This is a genomic window from Streptomyces melanosporofaciens (assembly GCF_900105695.1).
GTDB classification, from domain to species: domain Bacteria; phylum Actinomycetota; class Actinomycetes; order Streptomycetales; family Streptomycetaceae; genus Streptomyces; species Streptomyces antimycoticus.
In genome coordinates, this window is sequence record NZ_FNST01000002.1 from 8,509,227 (window position 1) to 8,523,897 (window position 14,671).

Consider the following 14,671-nt stretch of genomic DNA (forward strand, 5'->3'; position numbering starts at 1 on the left):
CCGCGCGTCGCTTCAGGAACCTGTTACCGAGTGAGGTCGCCGCCACAGCCCCCACCATGAGGGCGAGCAGGCAGACCCAGAGAAAGCCGAGTTGGCCGGAGGCGATCGCCGGCCCGAACTGGTGGGCCGGATGGACCGAACCCCCGGTCGTGGTCCCCAGCAACGGGACCGGAGGCGTGTCCAGCGAAAGCTCGGATTCAGGGACAGATGACGACGCGGCCCCGTACCCGGCGGTTCTCCACCGCCAAGTAGGCATCCTGGCCGTCCTCCAGGCTGTAGCGGTCGGCGATGGGGAGGGGACGGAACTCTCCGGACTCGAAGAACGGCGTGAGCCGGTTGAGCCGGGCGCCCGACTCGACGACATCGAAGTGGAGGCTGTTACATCCCAGGATGTGGGTTTCGTTGCGGTACAGGTCGACGAGGTCGATCTCCACGGTCCGGGTGCCGATGGCACTGATCACCACGAGACGGCCGCGGGGGGCGAGCGAGGCCAGTGCCGCCTGCGTCGTCACGCCACCGACCGCGTCGTACACCACCTCGACCCCACGGCCCGCGGTCAGCCGCTTGATCGTGGAGCCGATGTCCTGCGCACTGCCGTCGAGCGCGACAAACTCCTCGATGATCGACGCGGCGGGGGTATCGTCCGCGGGCCGGACCCGGTCCACGCCGATCACCCGGGCGCCGATCGCGTGGGCGATCTGCGAGACGGCGCCGCCCACACTCCCCGAAACGCCGAACACGGCGATGTTCTCGCCCTTGGCCAGTTGCGCGGCCTCGATGGCGCCGAGCCAGCCGGTGATGAAGCTGATTCCTACGACCGAAGCCTCCTCGAAGCTCAGCCGTTCGGGCTTGCGGGCCAGTGCCGCTGCCGGAATCGCGAGCAATTCCGCGTGCGAGCCATCGCGTGCGAAGCCGACATCTCCTCCGGTACCCCAGACCTCCGCACCGACCCAGTTCTCCGGTCCGTCGAGCACGACGCCGGAGAAGTCGCGCCCCGGAGTGTGGGGGAGCGGGGTTTCCCCCATCTGGCCGGCGACATTCATCAGGTCCGAGGGATCCACCGACGCGGCCTTGACGGCGATGACGGCCTCGCCACCCTCCGCCACCGGGTCGGGCATATCGGCGAGGTGCAGGATATGGGGGTCACCGAAGCGATCGAAACGCAGAGCGCGCATGACGAACCCTTTCTGAGCTGACGAACCCTTATCTGGGCTCGGGATATGTCCCCCGGGTGCCCTACCCGAGGTGGTGCGGTGGCGCGGTATCGGATCCGGGTGGGCGGCGGTGTGCGCTTCATGCCGGATCCGCCGGCCGGCCGGTGCCCACGCCGGTCGTGTCGCCGAGCAGCCGCTGCATGGCGGCGAGGTCGTCGTCCGCCGGTTCACGACGTACCCGTGGGCCGCAGGCGCGCAGCAGACGGGAGAAGTCGGCCGCGGCGTCGGTGATGCGTTCCGCCAGGGCTGCTCCGGACTGGGAGCCGAAATCGCCGGTGGCGGCGTAGACGGCACGGGGGGAGACGATCGCGTGCAGATAGGTGAGCATCGGGCGCAGCGCGTGTTCGAGGACCAGCGAGTGCCGCTCGGTGCCGCCGGTCGCGCCGATGAGGACGGGCAGGTCCGAGAGCGTCTGTTCCGGCAGTACGTCGAAGAAGGACTTGAACAGCCCGCTGAAAGAGGCGTTGAAGGCGGGTGTGACGGCGATGATGCCATCGGCGTCGGCGACCGTGCGGAAGGCGGATTCCAGTTCGTCCTTGGTGAAACCCGTCAGCATCGCGTCCATGATGAGGTGGCCCAGGGGACGGAGCTCCACGATTGACGCCTCGACCCGTTCGCCGTGTTGTTCGAGTTCCTTGGTCACAGCCGTCACCAGCCGGTCCGCGAGGAGCCGCGTCGAGGACGGCTCGCGCAGACCCCCGGTGACGATCGCCAATTTCATCACGCCTCCGGACCCTCTTCCTCGTCGGACGGCGGCCTTTCCTCGGCTCTACGGGCGCGGAGCAGGGACTCGTGCGTCGGGGCCGGCGGGACGTCGGCCGGCCTGCCGACGGCGAACTCCTTGCGGAGCACCGGCACCACTTCCTCACCGAGCAGATCGAGCTGTTCGAGCACCGTCTTGAGCGGGAGACCGGCGTGGTCGATGAGGAAGAGCTGGCGCTGGTAGTCGCCGGTGTAGTCGCGGAAGCCCAGCGTGCGCTCGATGACCTGGGCCGGTGAGCCGACCGTCAACGGCGTGAGCGTCGTGAAGTCCTCCAGGGAGGGGCCGTGTCCGTAGACCGGGGCATTGTCGAAGTACGGCCGGAACTCGTCGACCGCCTCCTGGCTGTTGCGACGCATGAACACCTGCCCGCCCAGGCCGACGATGGCCTGTTCCGGGGCGCCGTGACCGTAGTGCGCGAAGCGCCGGCGGTACATCTGCACCATCGACTGCGTATGGGAGGTGGGCCAGAAGATGTGGTTGGCGAAGAAGCCATCGCCGAAATAGGCCGCCAGCTCCGCCACTTCGGGGGTGCGGATGGAGCCGTGCCAGACGAAGGGCGGGACGTCGTCCAGCGGCCGTGGCACCAGTGTGAAGCCCTGCAGGGAGGAACGCAGCTTGCCCTCCCAGTCCACCACCTCCTCGCGCCAGAGGCGGCGCAGCAGACCGTAGTACTCGACGGTCAGGGGGACGGCCTGGCGGATGTCCTGCCCGAACCACGGGTAGACCGGCCCGGTGTTTCCTCGGCCCAGCATGACGTCCGTACGACCGCCGGACAGGTGCTGGAGCACGCTGAAGTCCTCGGCAATCTTCACCGGGTCGTTGGTCGTGATCAGCGTGGTCGAGGTCGACAGGATGATGCGCTCGGTCTGCCCGGCGATATAGCCGAGCAGCGTCGTCGGCGAGGAGGGTACGAAGGGCGGGTTGTGGTGCTCGCCGGTGGCGAAGACGTCGAGTCCGACCTCCTCGGCCTTGCGCGCGATGGCCACGGTGGCCCGGATGCGCTCCGCCTCGGTGGGGGTGGTCCCGGTCGTGGGGTCGGTCGTGACGTCACCGACCGTGAAGATGCCGAAGTGCATCCCCGGCGCTTCGGTCGAGTCCATGCGGAACTCCCTCCGGATCTGATGTCCGGGTTGTTTGCAATTCTCCCAGTCTTACGACCGCCGTGCAAAAACGTGTGCCTGCTGGGGGAGGGGCTGATCTTGGCGTTCCGCGCCTGGTCACCGGGCTGCCACGGTGCGGCCGGGTGGCTAGCATGGGCCACATGGTGTGTCCGGTACAGGGGGATCGTCCGGTGCTGCGATGAGAGGGAGGAAGCGACGATGGCCAGCGAGCTGAAACCCGTGCCCGACCGCGTGTCCTGCGCATCGCTGGTCGACGCCATGGGCCGGGTCCACGGTCACCGGGCGCATATCGTCGGCCTCGTCAGCCCCGCGCCACGCAAGCTGTTCGGCCCCGCCGCCACGATTGCCTATCTGCCCTACCGCGACGACCTCCCGCACGCCGAGTTCGGCGATCTCTTCGGCCAGGCGGTGGGCGACCGTCCGGCGGGCACCGTGCTGGTGCTGTCCAGCGGAGGCTATGCCGACGTATCCCACGGCGGTGGAACGAAGCTCTCCAGGCTCGAACACACCCATGCCGCCGGCGTCCTGGCGGACGGGCGGCTGCGCGACTTCGAGCAACTGGGCGCCTACGGCTTCGCGACCTGGTGCCGGGGAGAGGCGACTCGGTGGGGTGGCGACATCGCCATGCCCTATGCCGTCAACGTCGCGGTGGAAGTGGGTGGCGTATGCGTGGTCCCCGGGGACTATGTCTACGCCGACGCCAGCGGCGCGGTCGTGATCCCGGGCGGAAGCCTGCGGCAGGTGATCGACGAAGCGCTGAGGGTCGAGGCCGAGGATGCCCGCACCGCGGAGGGGATCCTCGGCGAGTACCGGGCGCCCTCGTGAGGCACCGATTCTCGTCGAGAGGCCGGGCCGGTCGGCGGCCTTCTCGGAGAGGTCCTCGGCAACCTCAGCGGTAGTCGGGGTTGGGGTAGTCGAAGCGGCAGCCCGCTTCCCACTCGGAGCGCTGGTTGCCGTGGGCGGGGATGCCGTCGGCACGCTTGAGCATGGCCCCCAGATGCATCAGGTTCCAGGTCATGAAGGCGGTGTTGCGGTTGGTGAAGTCGTTCTCCGGGCCGCCCGAATTCGGGTCCAGGTACGACGGCCCCGGCCCCGCCGCGCCGATCCAGCCCGCGTCGGCCTGCGGCGGGATGGTGTAGCCGAGGTGCTGGAGGCTGTAGAGGACGTTCATCGCGCAGTGCTTCACACCGTCCTCGTTACCTGTGATCAGGCAGCCGCCGATGCGTCCGTAAAAGGCGTACTGGCCCTTGTCGTTGAGCAGACTCGAGCAGGCGTAGAGACGTTCGATCACTCGCTTGGTCACCGAGCTGTTGTCACCGAGCCAGATCGGCCCCGCCAGCACCAGGACGTCCGCCGCCATCACCCGCTCGTAGAGCGTCGGCCAGGCGTCGGTGGCGAATCCGTGTTCGGTCATGTCCGGGTAGATGCCCGTCGCGATGTCGTGGTCGACGGCCCGGAACTCGTCCGTGGTGACCCCGTGCGCATCCATGATCGCGCGACTTCTGTCGATCAGCCCCTGGGTGTTGCTCTGCTGCGGAGACGGTTTGAGGGTGCAGTTGATGTACAGGGCGGTCAGGTCGTCGAAGCGGTACGCGTCATCGGTCGGGGTGGCGGTGGATGGCGACGCTGCCATGGGGGCTCCTCATACGGGACTGCTGGCCCGGCGGGCCGGGCCAGGCTCAGCAGCATCTCGCGATGATCGCCGTTTGGCAGGGAGCGACACCAGGGCACAGCCGGAGGGAAGGCGGGCGCCCCGGGGGACCGGCGCCACGGTTGCCAACGGCGTCGCCGAACCGATGAGTTCCCTCGCTCCGGCCGGTCTGCACTCTCGACACGTCGACCACGCGACGACACGTAGACCACGCGACGACACGTAGACCGCGCGACAACGACCGGCAAGGAGCAGTGACCGTGGCTCAGCAACGGCGTCCTCGGCCTCACCTACGTCCCGACCGCCCGCTGACATCACCGTGCCCTGCCGCGCGACGGCACCAGTGTCCTGTGGACGGAAGCGAGGCCATGACCACGGCGGCAATCGCCAAAGCGGCCGTCAGCGGGCCGACGACGTAGGCGATCAGCTCGACGTCCGGTGGCCCACCCACCACCTTGTACTGCACGCCGGCGCTCGGACTGCCCGCCGTCGTGCCCGATGTCGTGCCGGGGCGCGTCGGAGGCAGGGTGGGCCCGCCTCCTGGGACGCTGGCCAGGCACTGGGGCACCGAGCCGCTGTCGTGGGGCAAGCGGGTATGGGCAGAGCTGGGCGGGGAGGTACGGGGATGAGGACTTCGCCGACGGGCAGTCCTGGGTGCTGAAGCACTGCGGCAAGAACCCGTCCCACCACACCTTCCGGGAGCGGATCACCCGTTTGTGGCGCACGTGGTGCCACGGCGTCTGAGCCACCCGCAGACGTGACGAAGTCCCGGTCGGTGAACACCACCGGCCCGGGGTTGCACGGGCCGGGAACTGTGCCACTGGATCAGCGCCGCGATGCGTGGGCAGGACGCAACGCTTGAACGGCTCCGCGTCGACCGGCAACTCCAGAGTCGGCATCCGGGGCCGATCGGCGGAGAAGATGTCAGGGCGAGGGCAGCGATCCGCAACTGGGCCGCCCACGTCTGGAAGAACTTCGGCACGCGCAGTAGATGGCGAGCCGGGGCACCTTGGTGAAGCGACCGGTGTGGGAGGTGCCGGCCACCGCTCATGGAAGAGGGCCGGGGCCTGTCCTCGATGAGCGGTGTGCCGGCCGACATCAGCTACCGTCTGCTGCCGGTCTGACGGCCCGGCCTCACTTCAGATGTCGGGTGAAGAACTGGGCCGCGGCGTCCCCCGCGAACTGCGGGACCCCGGTGTGCCCGCCCATGTTGGCGTGCAGGGACTTCTCCTTGGAGCCGAAGGCGTCGAACAGGTCCAGGGCCGCCTGCCGGTCGTTCCCTTCGTCGTCCCACTGCAGCAGGATGTGCAGGGGAATGGTGACCTGGCGGGCCTCCTCGAACATGGCGCGAGGCACGAAACTCCCGGCGAAGAGACCGGCGGCCACGATGCGCGGCTCGACTACCGCCAGTCGGACGCCGATGGAGATCACTCCTCCCGAGTACCCGACCGGGCCGCCGATCTCGGGCAGCGCAAGGAGGGCGTCCAGCGCGGACTGCCATTCCGGGACTGCCTTTTCGACCAGCGGGAGGATGAAGGCGTCGATGATCTCGTCGCTGACCGTCTCGCCGGCCTCCACCGCCCGGCGCAGGTCGGTGCGGGCCTGCTCGGCGGCGGGCCAACGGGGCCGGTCGCCGCTTCCGGGGAGCTCGATGGTGGCCGTGGCGAAGCCTTCCGCCGCGGAGTGCTGGGCCCGGGCCACCAGCCGGGGGTACATCTTGCGCAGCCCGAGGGGAGCGGGGCCGAGCAGGATCAGCGGCACCGGTGTGGATGCGGACGCGGATGCGGGCGTCCACAAGATGCCGGGGATGTCGCCGAGGGTGAATTCGCGCTCGAGGACGCCGTCGTCGAGACGCTGTTCGGAAGTGAATTGCATGGTCGTGCCTTTCGGGAGGGCTCTGAAACGGCGCTCCCGGACGACTATCGCCCGACCGTGACCCCGGAGGGGAGCACCCATGTCGATACTGTGTTCACGGGTACCACCTCCTCGTTCTCTCGCACGGCCGCCAGAAAATTAGCACTGGCCGCTGTGGTCCGCCAACGGGTTTTTTGCCACCCCCGCCCGGCCCGGCCGCTCTCGTGGTGCGGTGGGCCGATGCGGGTACCCCGCGTAGCAGAGCTCAGGCGGATGTGGTGGTCGAGGCCGGGTCCGTACGGGGCTGTTGCCCGGTCGTCGGGTCCACGGCCGGGGGCTTGTCACCCCGCTCCTCGGGGAGCTTCAGCAGGAGCGTCAGCACGAAGGCGACCAGGTAGAGGGCGAGGAAGATCAGGGTGACTCCGCCGGCGCCGACGAGGGGGAAGAAGAGGCTGGCGATCGCCGGGCCGACGAAGGCCGCGCCGCCCGCGCCCAGGTTGAGCAGGGCCATCGAGCCGCCCTTGTTCTCCGGTGCCATCGACGGGATGAGCGCCGAGATGGGCACGAATCCCGCGAGGGTGGCGCCGTAGAACATGCCCGCGAGCACCGCGACCCAGTAGTAGTCCGCGCCGAGCCAGGTCGGTACGAAGTACAGCGTCGTGACGCTGATCGCGCAGCCCAGCGCGCCGAAGCCGGCGATGGTCGTGCGCCAGCCGATGCGGTCGGAGAGGACGCCGAAGATGAGGTTGAAGAAGATGTTGGTGCCGTAGATGATCGCCAGCAGCTGGAGCCACTTGTCCTCGCCGAAGCCGATGTCGTCGGAGAAGATCCGCGGCAGGTACACCAGCATGCCGAACTCCGGGGCGGTGTTGATGACCCGGACCAGGCAGCCCACCAGCACACGCGGATGGGTCCAGATGATGGAGACGGAGTTCAGCAGGCTCTGGCCGGTGGTGACCTCCGGCGGTGCCATCCGGTCGCCGCCGGGCCGCCTGCGGGCGCCGACCAGGGCGATGGCGCCGCCGAGGAGGATGAGGGCGAGCGCCGACCACAGCGTGCCCAGACGGCCGAACGAGGGGATCGTCAGGCTCGACCAGAGCGAGCCGAGGGTGGGCAGGCCGCCGGTGAAGGCGAAGTAGAACCATCCGACCGCGGTGCCCAGCCGGGCCTTCGGCGCCGTGTTGGTGATCCATACCAGGAAGCCGAACGCGAAGAGCGGGTAGCCGAAGCCCCGGATGCCGTAGAAGAGCAACATCAGCGGGTAGTTCTCGGTGCCCAGCGCGAAGAGCAGGTACGCGGCGTCGAAGACGGCCCAGATCGCCAGGCCTGTCCACATCACCCGGCGTGGCCCCCACACCTGGCAGAGCGCACCGGAGAACCACGACGCCAGCATGACGGCGATGCCGTACACCGTGATGACATACCCGGCCCGTACGTCCGTCGACGCACCGTGGTCGGCCATGTACGGGGCGATGAACCCGGCTTCGACACCATCGCCGATCATGAACAGGAGTACGCCCAGATAGCCCAGGATCAAGGGTTTCGGCATCGCTCGACCTCCACTCTGCGGTGATGTAAGGAGTACGACCGCAGATACTCAAGTGCGCCGAGAGAAATATCAAGAGTCTTGGTAAAGATAACGGGATCGAGTGGTAACTACTCCGCCTCGATGACCCGCACATCCGTCAGCTCCCGCATCTCCCGCACCAGCTCCTCGTCGACCGGGCCGGTCAGCAGGACATGGTCGAAGGAGTCCACGCCCTCCAGCCGGTGCAGCGCGCGACGGCCCACCTTGCTGTGGTCCATGAGCAGCACGCTCGTCGCGCCCGCCTGCCGGGTCGCCCGCTTGATGCTGACGATCTCCTGCTCCTGATGGAACGTCATGCCGGCGGTCATCGCGGAGGTGGAGAGCACGCTCAGATCGACGGAGATGCCGCCGATCATGTCCATCGTCGGCAGGCCGATCCATGAGTCATGGGTGCGCGAGTACTCGCCGCCCACGCAGATCAGCCGGATGCCCTCGGCACCCCTCAGCTCCTCGGTGATCTGGCGGTAGTTGGTCACCACGGTCAGCGGCCCCACCTCGGGCAACAGTCGCGCCAGGGCCAGTGCCGAGGTCGAGTCGTCCAGCATCACCGACATCCCCGGGGCCACGAACGGCAGGGCGGCGCGGGCCAGGGCCCGCTTCTCGTCGGTGTGCGCGTGCAGCCGGAAGTCCGAACTGGACTCGAAGACCATCGAGGGCTGCGCGGAGACGCCGCCGTGGTACTTGCGCAGGATGCCGCGGTCCGCCAGCTCGGCGATGTCCCGGTGGACCGTCATCAGGCTGACGCCGGTCAGCTCGACCAGTTCGGCGACGGTGGCGTCCCCCCGGGCCAGAACGTGGTCGACGATCAGTTGGTGCCGCTGCTGCCGCGCACCGCGCGACGACGGGGGAGTAGTCATGTCCCCATCCTGCCGTGTTTGTTTCTCACATAGAACCAGTGACAACTCACGCAGCCAATGTTAATTTCGCTGTGCCGGACACCGCCGGGTGCAACGGGCACCGCGAGGTGCGACGAACACCCCCGGTGCAACGGACACCCCTCGGTGTTCCGGCACAGCCAGAGATCATCAGCCAGGAGATCAGGGGTACGCATGGCCGACGCAGTGGTCTTCGACATGGACGGCGTACTGGTGGAGAGCGAGCATCTGTGGGAAGAGCTGTGGGCCGCGTACGCCGCCGCACGCGGCCGTCAGTGGGGCCCGGAACAAACGCGCGACGTCCAGGGGATGAGCGCCCCCGAGTGGGCCGCCTACCTCACCCGGTTCTGCGGGGCGGGTGACTCCGCGGCAAGCACCGAGGAGGTCGTCGTCGACGGCATGGTCCAGGCGCTGGCGGACGGCCGCATCGGCCTGCTGCCCGGAGCGCGAGAGATGATCACCGCCGCCGCCGAGCTCGCGCCCATCGCGCTCGCCTCCTCCGCGCCGCGCCGGGTCATCGACGCCGTCCTCGTCCACCATGGTGTCGACCACCACTTCAAGGCGACCGTCTCCAGCGCCGAGGTGGAGCGCGGAAAGCCGAGCCCGGACGTCTATCTGGCCGCCGCCCACGCCCTCGGCGTGGCCCCGGAGCGCTGTCTGGCGGTGGAGGACTCCAGCAACGGACTGCGCGCCGCCGCGGCCGCCGGGATGACCGTGGTGGCCATTCCCAATCCGCAGTACCCACCCGCCGAGGACGCCCTCGCGGCCGCCGCCTACCGTTCTGCGGACCACCATGCCGTACGTGACTTCCTGCTCAGCAGGCTCGACACCCGAGGGGAGTGACCCGACATGACCGCGGTCCTGGTTTCCGGCGACGACTTCATCGCCCCCGAGCTCTTCTCCGCCGCTCTGAGCGAGAGCCTGCCCTCCGCCGGGCTGAGCTTCCGCACACTGCGCACCCGCTGGCCGAACGAACCCTTCGGGCCGGTGGGCGCCGACGGGCAGGGAAACGGCGGTGTGAAGGAGGCCAGCGGCACCGAGGAGCAGGTGCTGGAGGCGCTCGGTGACGCGAGTGTCGCCCTGACCCAGATGGCCCCCTTCACCTCTCGTGTCATCCGCGAGTCGCCCCAGCTGAAGTTCATCGGCGTGGCCCGTGGCGGCCCGGTCAACGTGGACCTGGCCGCCGCCACCGCCGCCGGGATACCCGTCACCTTCACACCGGGCCGCAACGCCGCCGCTGCCGCCGAATTCACCATCGGCCTGATGCTCGCCGCCATGCGCCACCTCACCTTCGCCGACGCGGCCCTCAACGAGGGCACGTGGCGCGGTGACTACTACGCGTACGAGAACGCGGGGCTGGAGCTCGACGGCGCCACCGTCGGCCTCGTCGGGTACGGGGCCATCGGCTCCATCGTGGCCCGTGTGCTGCGTGCCTTCGGCGCACACGTCCTGGTCTCCGATCCGTACACGGACCCGGCCCGGGCGCAGGCCGACGGTGTCGAGCTCACCGGCCTGGACGACCTGCTGCGGCGCAGCTCCGTCGTGAGCCTGCACGCCCGTGTCACCCCCGAGACCCGGCATCTGCTGAACGCCGGCAACCTCGCGCTCCTGCCCGAGGGCGCCGTCCTCGTCAACTCGGCCCGCGGCGAGCTGCTCGACTACGCCCCGCTGCCCGGCCTGCTGGAGTCCGGCCGGCTCGGCGCGCTCGCCCTGGACGTCTACGACATCGAGCCGCCCCCGGCCGACTGGCCGCTGCACAAGGCCCCCCATGTCATCACCACGCCACATCTGGCGGGATCCACCCGGCAGACCGCCGACCGGGCCGCCCGGATCACCGCCGCCGAGGCCGCCCGCTTCCTGCGCGGCGAACCGCTGCGGCACGTGGCCAATCCGGAGGTGCTGACCGGGAGCCGGCCATGATCGTCGGAGTCGACATCGGCACCTCGGTCACCAAGGCCCAGCTGATCTCCCGCGACGGCCGGACCACCCCCGCCCACGAGGCCCGCAGCACCGTCTACACCCTGCCCGGACACCGCGTCGAGCAGGACCTGGACGAGGTCGTGGGCACCGTGGAGACCGTCGTACGGGCGGCGCTCGCCGACGCCGCGCAGCTGGGCGACGAACCGGCCGAGGCCCTGGCCCTCACCGGGCAGGGCGACGGCGTGTGGCTGCGCGACGCCACGGGCGCCCCGGTCGGCCGGGCGCTGTCCTGGATGGACGGCCGGGCCGCCGACCGGCTGGACCGGTGGACCGCCGACGGCACCCTGCACGCCCTGCACCGGCGCACCGGCGTCGGTCTCTTCCCCGGCTCCGCGGCACCCCTGCTGGCGCATCTGGCCGAGCACGAGCCGGAGCGGCTGGCGGCGGCCCACGTCGCCGGATACTGCGTGGACGCCGTCGTACAGCGGCTGACCGGCGCCGTGACCGTCGATGCCTCCGACGCCTCGCAGCCGTTCCTCGACGTCGCCACTCGCACGTACGACGAGACCGCGCTCGAGCTGTGCGGACTGTCCGCACACCGCCGGCTGCTGCCGGACCCGGCCCCGCCCGGCACCCTGCACCGGCTGCTGCCCGACGCCGCCCGGCGGCTGGGCCTGCCCGCCGGGCTGCCGGTCTCCGCCGGCCCGTTCGACATCCCGGCCTGCGCCTTCGGCTCGGGAGTGGCCGAACCGGGCGAGGGCAACCTCATCATCGGCACCACCCTCGCCGCCCAGGTCCTCGACACCGAGCCACGCCCGGCCCTCGCCGAGGACCCGGCCGGGATGCTGCTGGCGACCCCGTACGAGGGCCGCTATCTGCGGGTCATGCCCGCCATGATCGGCACCGCGGGTCTGGACTGGCTGCTGAAACTGCTCGACGTCAAGATCGAGGCGCTGGACGCGCTGCTCGTCCAGTCCCCGCCCGGCGCCTCGGGCGTCACCGCACTGCCGTTCTTGTCCGCCAGCGGCGAGCGCGCACCGTTTGTCGACCCGCGGGCCCGTGGCCGCTTCGACGGCCTGTCCCCGCTGGCCGGCCGTGCCGACCTGGTGCGGGCGCTGTGCGAGGCCGTCGCCTACTCGGCCCGGCACTGCATGGAAACCCTCGGCGTCACCCGCACCGTCACCGCCTGCGGCGGTGGCGCGCGCTCCGGGGAGTGGGCGCGGATCTTCGCCGGTGCCCTCGGGGGCGACCTGGAGGTGTGCGACGACGCCGTGGGCATCCGCGGTGCGGCCCACGTCGCCTGGCGCTCGCTGGGCACACCTGCCGACGACGCCGCCCCCGGCGCCTGGCGCGCCCGCCTCCGTACCGTGACCGCCGAGCGCGGGCTGATCGACCACTACGCCGAGGGCTACGCCGCCTACCGCCACGCCCTCGATATCGCACGCGAAGGCTGGAGCACCCGATGACCAGGCTCTTCAACGACCCCGCCCGGTTCACCGACGACATGATCACCGGATTCGCCGCCGCCCATCCGGAACACGTCCGGGCCGTGCCCGGCGGTGTGGTGCGCGCCCGAGCCACCCGTACCGGGAAGGTGGCCGTCCTCACCGGTGGCGGCTCCGGCCACTATCCCGCCTTCTGCGGTGTCGTCGGCCCCGGATTCGCCGACGGCTCGGTCATCGGCGATGTGTTCACCTCGCCGTCGGCCGCCCGCGCCCGCTCGGTCGCCGAGGCGGCGCAGGCGGGCGGCGGTGTCCTCTTCCTCTTCGGCAACTACGCCGGGGACGTGATGAACTTCGGCCTCGCGGCACGGCAGTTGACGGACGACGGCATTCCCGCCCGCTGCTTCGCCGTCACCGATGACATCGCCTCCGCTCCCGCGGACCAGGCGGCGCGGCGTCGGGGCATCGCGGGCGGCTTCGTCGTCTTCAAGGCCGCGTCGGCGGCCGCCGAGGAAGGCGCCCCGCTGGACGAGGTCGTCCGTGTGGCCGAGCACACCAACGCCCGTACCCGCACGCTCGGAGTGGCCTTCGACGGCTGCACCCTGCCGGGCTCCGGCGCGCCCCTGTTCACCGTTCCCGAGGGCCGCCTGGGCCTCGGCCTCGGCATCCACGGCGAACCGGGGGTCAGCGAGGACACTCTGGGCACCGCAGAGGACCTGGCCCGCGCCCTGGTGAGCGGGCTGCTGGCGGACCGGCCCGCGGACACGGACGGCGAGGGGCGGGTGGCGGTCGTCCTCAACGGCCTCGGCGCCACGAAGTACGAGGAGCTGTATGTGCTGTGGGGCGCCGTGGCCCGGCTGCTGGACGAGGCGGGGCTCACGCCCGTACGCCCCGAGGTCGGCGAACTCGTCACCAGTCTCGACATGGCCGGTTGTTCCCTGACCCTGAGCTGGCTGGACGACGAGCTGGAACGCCTGTGGCGCGCACCGGCCGACACCCCGGCCTTCCGCCGGGGGACACCGCGGGAACCCCAGGTGGACGCCGCCGCCGAACGGCCCGCCGCCGCCCCGCGCCGAACGGAGCGGTCCGCCGCCACGGCGTCCGGCGCGGCCGTCGAGGTGGCGGAGCTGGCCGTCCACGCACTGCGCGCCGCCCGCGACGTACTGCACCGGGACGCGGAGGCCCTGGGCAGGCTGGACGCGGTGGCGGGCGACGGCGATCACGGCCGTGGCATGTGCAAGGGCGTCGACGCGGCACTGGCGGCCGCCGAGAAGACACACGCCGATCGGCTGGCCCCGGCGGCGGTGCTGGCCGCCGCCGGTGATGCCTGGGCGGCGGAGGCCGGGGGCACCTCGGGTGCGCTGTGGGGCGTGGCGCTGCGCGCCATCGGCGCCGCACTGCCGGCCGACCGGGCGCCGGGGCGCGAGGAGCTGGCGTCCGCCGCCACGGCCGCGCTCACCGCCGTCACCTCGCTCGGCGGGGCCGAGGTGGGCGACAAGACCCTGGTCGACGCTCTCGCACCGTTCGCCACCGCCTTCGCGACGCGGCTGCGGACCGAAGACCCGGTGGCGGAGGCGTACGCGTCCGCCGTGGCCGAAGCCCGTACGGCCGCCGAGGACACCGCGGGGCTGCGCCCCCGCCTGGGCCGCGCCCGCCCCCTCGCCGACCGCAGCGTGGGCACTCCCGACCCCGGAGCCACCTCACTCGCCGCCGTACTGACCGCGGTGGCCACCCTCCACACGACGACAGGAAGCGATTCCGTATGACCACCGCGAACGCCTTCCGGATCGTCGTCGGCTGTGACGACGCCGGATACGACTACAAGGAAGCCCTCAAGCGGGATCTGCTGGCCGACCCCCGGGTCGCCGAGGTCATCGACGTCGGCGTGGGCAGTGACGAGCACACCGCCTACCCGCATGTCGCGGTGGAAGCGGCTCGCCGTGTCGCCGAGGGCACCGCCGACCGCGCCCTCCTGGTGTGCGGCACCGGCCTCGGCGTGGCCATCAGCGCCAACAAGGTCCCCGGCATCCGCGCGGTCACCGCCCACGACAGCTATTCCGTGCGCCGCTCGGTCCTCAGCAACAACGCCCAGGTGCTCTGCTTCGGCCAGCGCGTCATCGGGCTGGAACTCGCCCGGTCGCTCACCGACGACTGGCTGGCGCAGAGCTTCGACGAGACCTCTCCGTCGGCGGAGAAGGTCGCCGCGATCCGGAGCTACGAGGGCTGATCGGGGAGGCAGGACA

Annotated in this window: 14 protein-coding genes; 7 read left to right on the plus strand and 7 right to left on the minus strand. The window is 70.6% G+C overall.

The genetic code is table 11. From position 1 onward, the window contains the following. Positions 1–197 precede the first annotated feature (197 nt). The 3 genes from BLV72_RS38945 to BLV72_RS38955 form a co-directional block, all read right to left on the minus strand. A complete protein-coding gene (locus BLV72_RS38945; RefSeq protein ID WP_093468315.1) occupies positions 198–1,175 on the minus strand; it encodes a quinone oxidoreductase family protein in 978 nt (325 codons plus the stop codon). 118 nt (positions 1,176–1,293) lie between these two features. Next, entirely contained in the window at positions 1,294–1,935 is a 642-nt protein-coding gene (locus BLV72_RS38950) for a CE1759 family FMN reductase (protein WP_093468317.1), read from the minus strand. Then, positions 1,935–3,053: a CE1758 family FMN-dependent luciferase-like monooxygenase gene (locus tag BLV72_RS38955; protein ID WP_093470803.1), complete on the minus strand. Its 1,119-nt coding sequence runs from the start codon at positions 3,051–3,053 to the stop codon at positions 1,935–1,937. Before BLV72_RS38955 ends, BLV72_RS38950 begins: the two co-directional genes overlap by 1 nt. A 243-nt stretch (positions 3,054–3,296) precedes the next feature. Here BLV72_RS38955 and BLV72_RS38960 point away from each other — a divergent pair, with 243 nt between their 5' ends. Then, the gene (locus tag BLV72_RS38960) at positions 3,297–3,923 is read left to right on the plus strand and encodes an RraA family protein (RefSeq protein ID WP_093468318.1); all 627 of its coding nucleotides are present in this window, start codon (positions 3,297–3,299) and stop codon (positions 3,921–3,923) included. A gap of 64 nt (positions 3,924–3,987) precedes the next feature. Here the strand turns inward: BLV72_RS38960 and BLV72_RS38965 are convergent, their stop codons facing one another. Next, positions 3,988–4,731, minus strand: a complete 744-nt coding sequence (locus BLV72_RS38965) for a flavodoxin family protein (RefSeq protein ID WP_093468320.1) — start codon at positions 4,729–4,731, stop codon at positions 3,988–3,990. Positions 4,732–5,247: 516 nt separating this feature from the next. Here BLV72_RS38965 and BLV72_RS52515 point away from each other — a divergent pair. Next, positions 5,248–5,493 carry a DUF7848 domain-containing protein gene (locus BLV72_RS52515; protein WP_093468321.1) on the plus strand — a complete coding sequence of 82 codons (246 nt, stop codon included), beginning with the start codon at positions 5,248–5,250 and terminating at the stop codon, positions 5,491–5,493. Positions 5,494–5,883: 390 nt separating this feature from the next. On the opposite strand, the gene BLV72_RS38975 is transcribed toward BLV72_RS52515, so the two are convergent. The 3 genes from BLV72_RS38975 to BLV72_RS38985 form a co-directional block, all read right to left on the minus strand. Then, entirely contained in the window at positions 5,884–6,624 is a 741-nt protein-coding gene (locus tag BLV72_RS38975) for an alpha/beta hydrolase (protein ID WP_093468323.1), read from the minus strand. 244 nt (positions 6,625–6,868) lie between these two features. Then, positions 6,869–8,152, minus strand: a complete 1,284-nt coding sequence (locus BLV72_RS38980) for an MFS transporter (RefSeq protein WP_093468324.1) — start codon at positions 8,150–8,152, stop codon at positions 6,869–6,871. Between the two features lie 107 nt (positions 8,153–8,259). Continuing rightward, positions 8,260–9,048, minus strand: a complete 789-nt coding sequence (locus BLV72_RS38985; protein ID WP_093468326.1) for a DeoR/GlpR family DNA-binding transcription regulator — start codon at positions 9,046–9,048, stop codon at positions 8,260–8,262. A 192-nt stretch (positions 9,049–9,240) separates the two neighbouring features. On the opposite strand from BLV72_RS38985, the gene BLV72_RS38990 reads away from it, so the two are divergent. The 5 genes from BLV72_RS38990 to BLV72_RS39010 are packed head-to-tail and all read left to right on the plus strand — an operon-like array spanning position 9,241 to position 14,655. Further along, positions 9,241–9,909 carry an HAD family hydrolase gene (locus BLV72_RS38990; RefSeq protein WP_093468327.1) on the plus strand — a complete coding sequence of 223 codons (669 nt, stop codon included), beginning with the start codon at positions 9,241–9,243 and terminating at the stop codon, positions 9,907–9,909. A 6-nt stretch (positions 9,910–9,915) separates the two neighbouring features. Beyond that, on the plus strand, positions 9,916–10,986 hold the full coding sequence (locus BLV72_RS38995; protein WP_093468329.1) for a 2-hydroxyacid dehydrogenase: 1,071 nt from the start codon (positions 9,916–9,918) through the stop codon (positions 10,984–10,986). Continuing rightward, positions 10,983–12,452 carry an FGGY-family carbohydrate kinase gene (locus BLV72_RS39000; RefSeq protein WP_093468330.1) on the plus strand — a complete coding sequence of 490 codons (1,470 nt, stop codon included), beginning with the start codon at positions 10,983–10,985 and terminating at the stop codon, positions 12,450–12,452. Before BLV72_RS38995 ends, BLV72_RS39000 begins: the two co-directional genes overlap by 4 nt. Next, a complete protein-coding gene (locus tag BLV72_RS39005) occupies positions 12,449–14,194 on the plus strand; it encodes a dihydroxyacetone kinase family protein (RefSeq protein WP_093468332.1) in 1,746 nt (581 codons plus the stop codon). Before BLV72_RS39000 ends, BLV72_RS39005 begins: the two co-directional genes overlap by 4 nt. After that, positions 14,191–14,655 carry a ribose-5-phosphate isomerase gene (locus BLV72_RS39010; protein ID WP_059142953.1) on the plus strand — a complete coding sequence of 155 codons (465 nt, stop codon included), beginning with the start codon at positions 14,191–14,193 and terminating at the stop codon, positions 14,653–14,655. The genes BLV72_RS39005 and BLV72_RS39010 overlap by 4 nt, the downstream gene beginning before the upstream one ends. Positions 14,656–14,671: the final 16 nt, after the last annotated feature.

What these genes read in the sequence shown, in the direction of transcription:
- BLV72_RS38945 (WP_093468315.1), bottom strand. Translation starts at nt 1,175, where the DNA reads ATGCGCGCTCTGCGTTTCGATCGCTTCGGTGACCCCCATATCCTGCAC.
- BLV72_RS38950 (WP_093468317.1), bottom strand. Translation starts at nt 1,935, where the DNA reads ATGAAATTGGCGATCGTCACCGGGGGTCTGCGCGAGCCGTCCTCGACG.
- BLV72_RS38955 (WP_093470803.1), bottom strand. Translation starts at nt 3,053, where the DNA reads ATGCACTTCGGCATCTTCACGGTCGGTGACGTCACGACCGACCCCACG.
- BLV72_RS38960 (WP_093468318.1), top strand. Translation starts at nt 3,297, where the DNA reads ATGGCCAGCGAGCTGAAACCCGTGCCCGACCGCGTGTCCTGCGCATCG.
- BLV72_RS38965 (WP_093468320.1), bottom strand. Translation starts at nt 4,731, where the DNA reads ATGGCAGCGTCGCCATCCACCGCCACCCCGACCGATGACGCGTACCGC.
- BLV72_RS52515 (WP_093468321.1), top strand. Translation starts at nt 5,248, where the DNA reads ATGTCGTGCCGGGGCGCGTCGGAGGCAGGGTGGGCCCGCCTCCTGGGA.
- BLV72_RS38975 (WP_093468323.1), bottom strand. Translation starts at nt 6,624, where the DNA reads ATGCAATTCACTTCCGAACAGCGTCTCGACGACGGCGTCCTCGAGCGC.
- BLV72_RS38980 (WP_093468324.1), bottom strand. Translation starts at nt 8,152, where the DNA reads ATGCCGAAACCCTTGATCCTGGGCTATCTGGGCGTACTCCTGTTCATG.
- BLV72_RS38985 (WP_093468326.1), bottom strand. Translation starts at nt 9,048, where the DNA reads ATGACTACTCCCCCGTCGTCGCGCGGTGCGCGGCAGCAGCGGCACCAA.
- BLV72_RS38990 (WP_093468327.1), top strand. Translation starts at nt 9,241, where the DNA reads ATGGCCGACGCAGTGGTCTTCGACATGGACGGCGTACTGGTGGAGAGC.
- BLV72_RS38995 (WP_093468329.1), top strand. Translation starts at nt 9,916, where the DNA reads ATGACCGCGGTCCTGGTTTCCGGCGACGACTTCATCGCCCCCGAGCTC.
- BLV72_RS39000 (WP_093468330.1), top strand. Translation starts at nt 10,983, where the DNA reads ATGATCGTCGGAGTCGACATCGGCACCTCGGTCACCAAGGCCCAGCTG.
- BLV72_RS39005 (WP_093468332.1), top strand. Translation starts at nt 12,449, where the DNA reads ATGACCAGGCTCTTCAACGACCCCGCCCGGTTCACCGACGACATGATC.
- BLV72_RS39010 (WP_059142953.1), top strand. Translation starts at nt 14,191, where the DNA reads ATGACCACCGCGAACGCCTTCCGGATCGTCGTCGGCTGTGACGACGCC.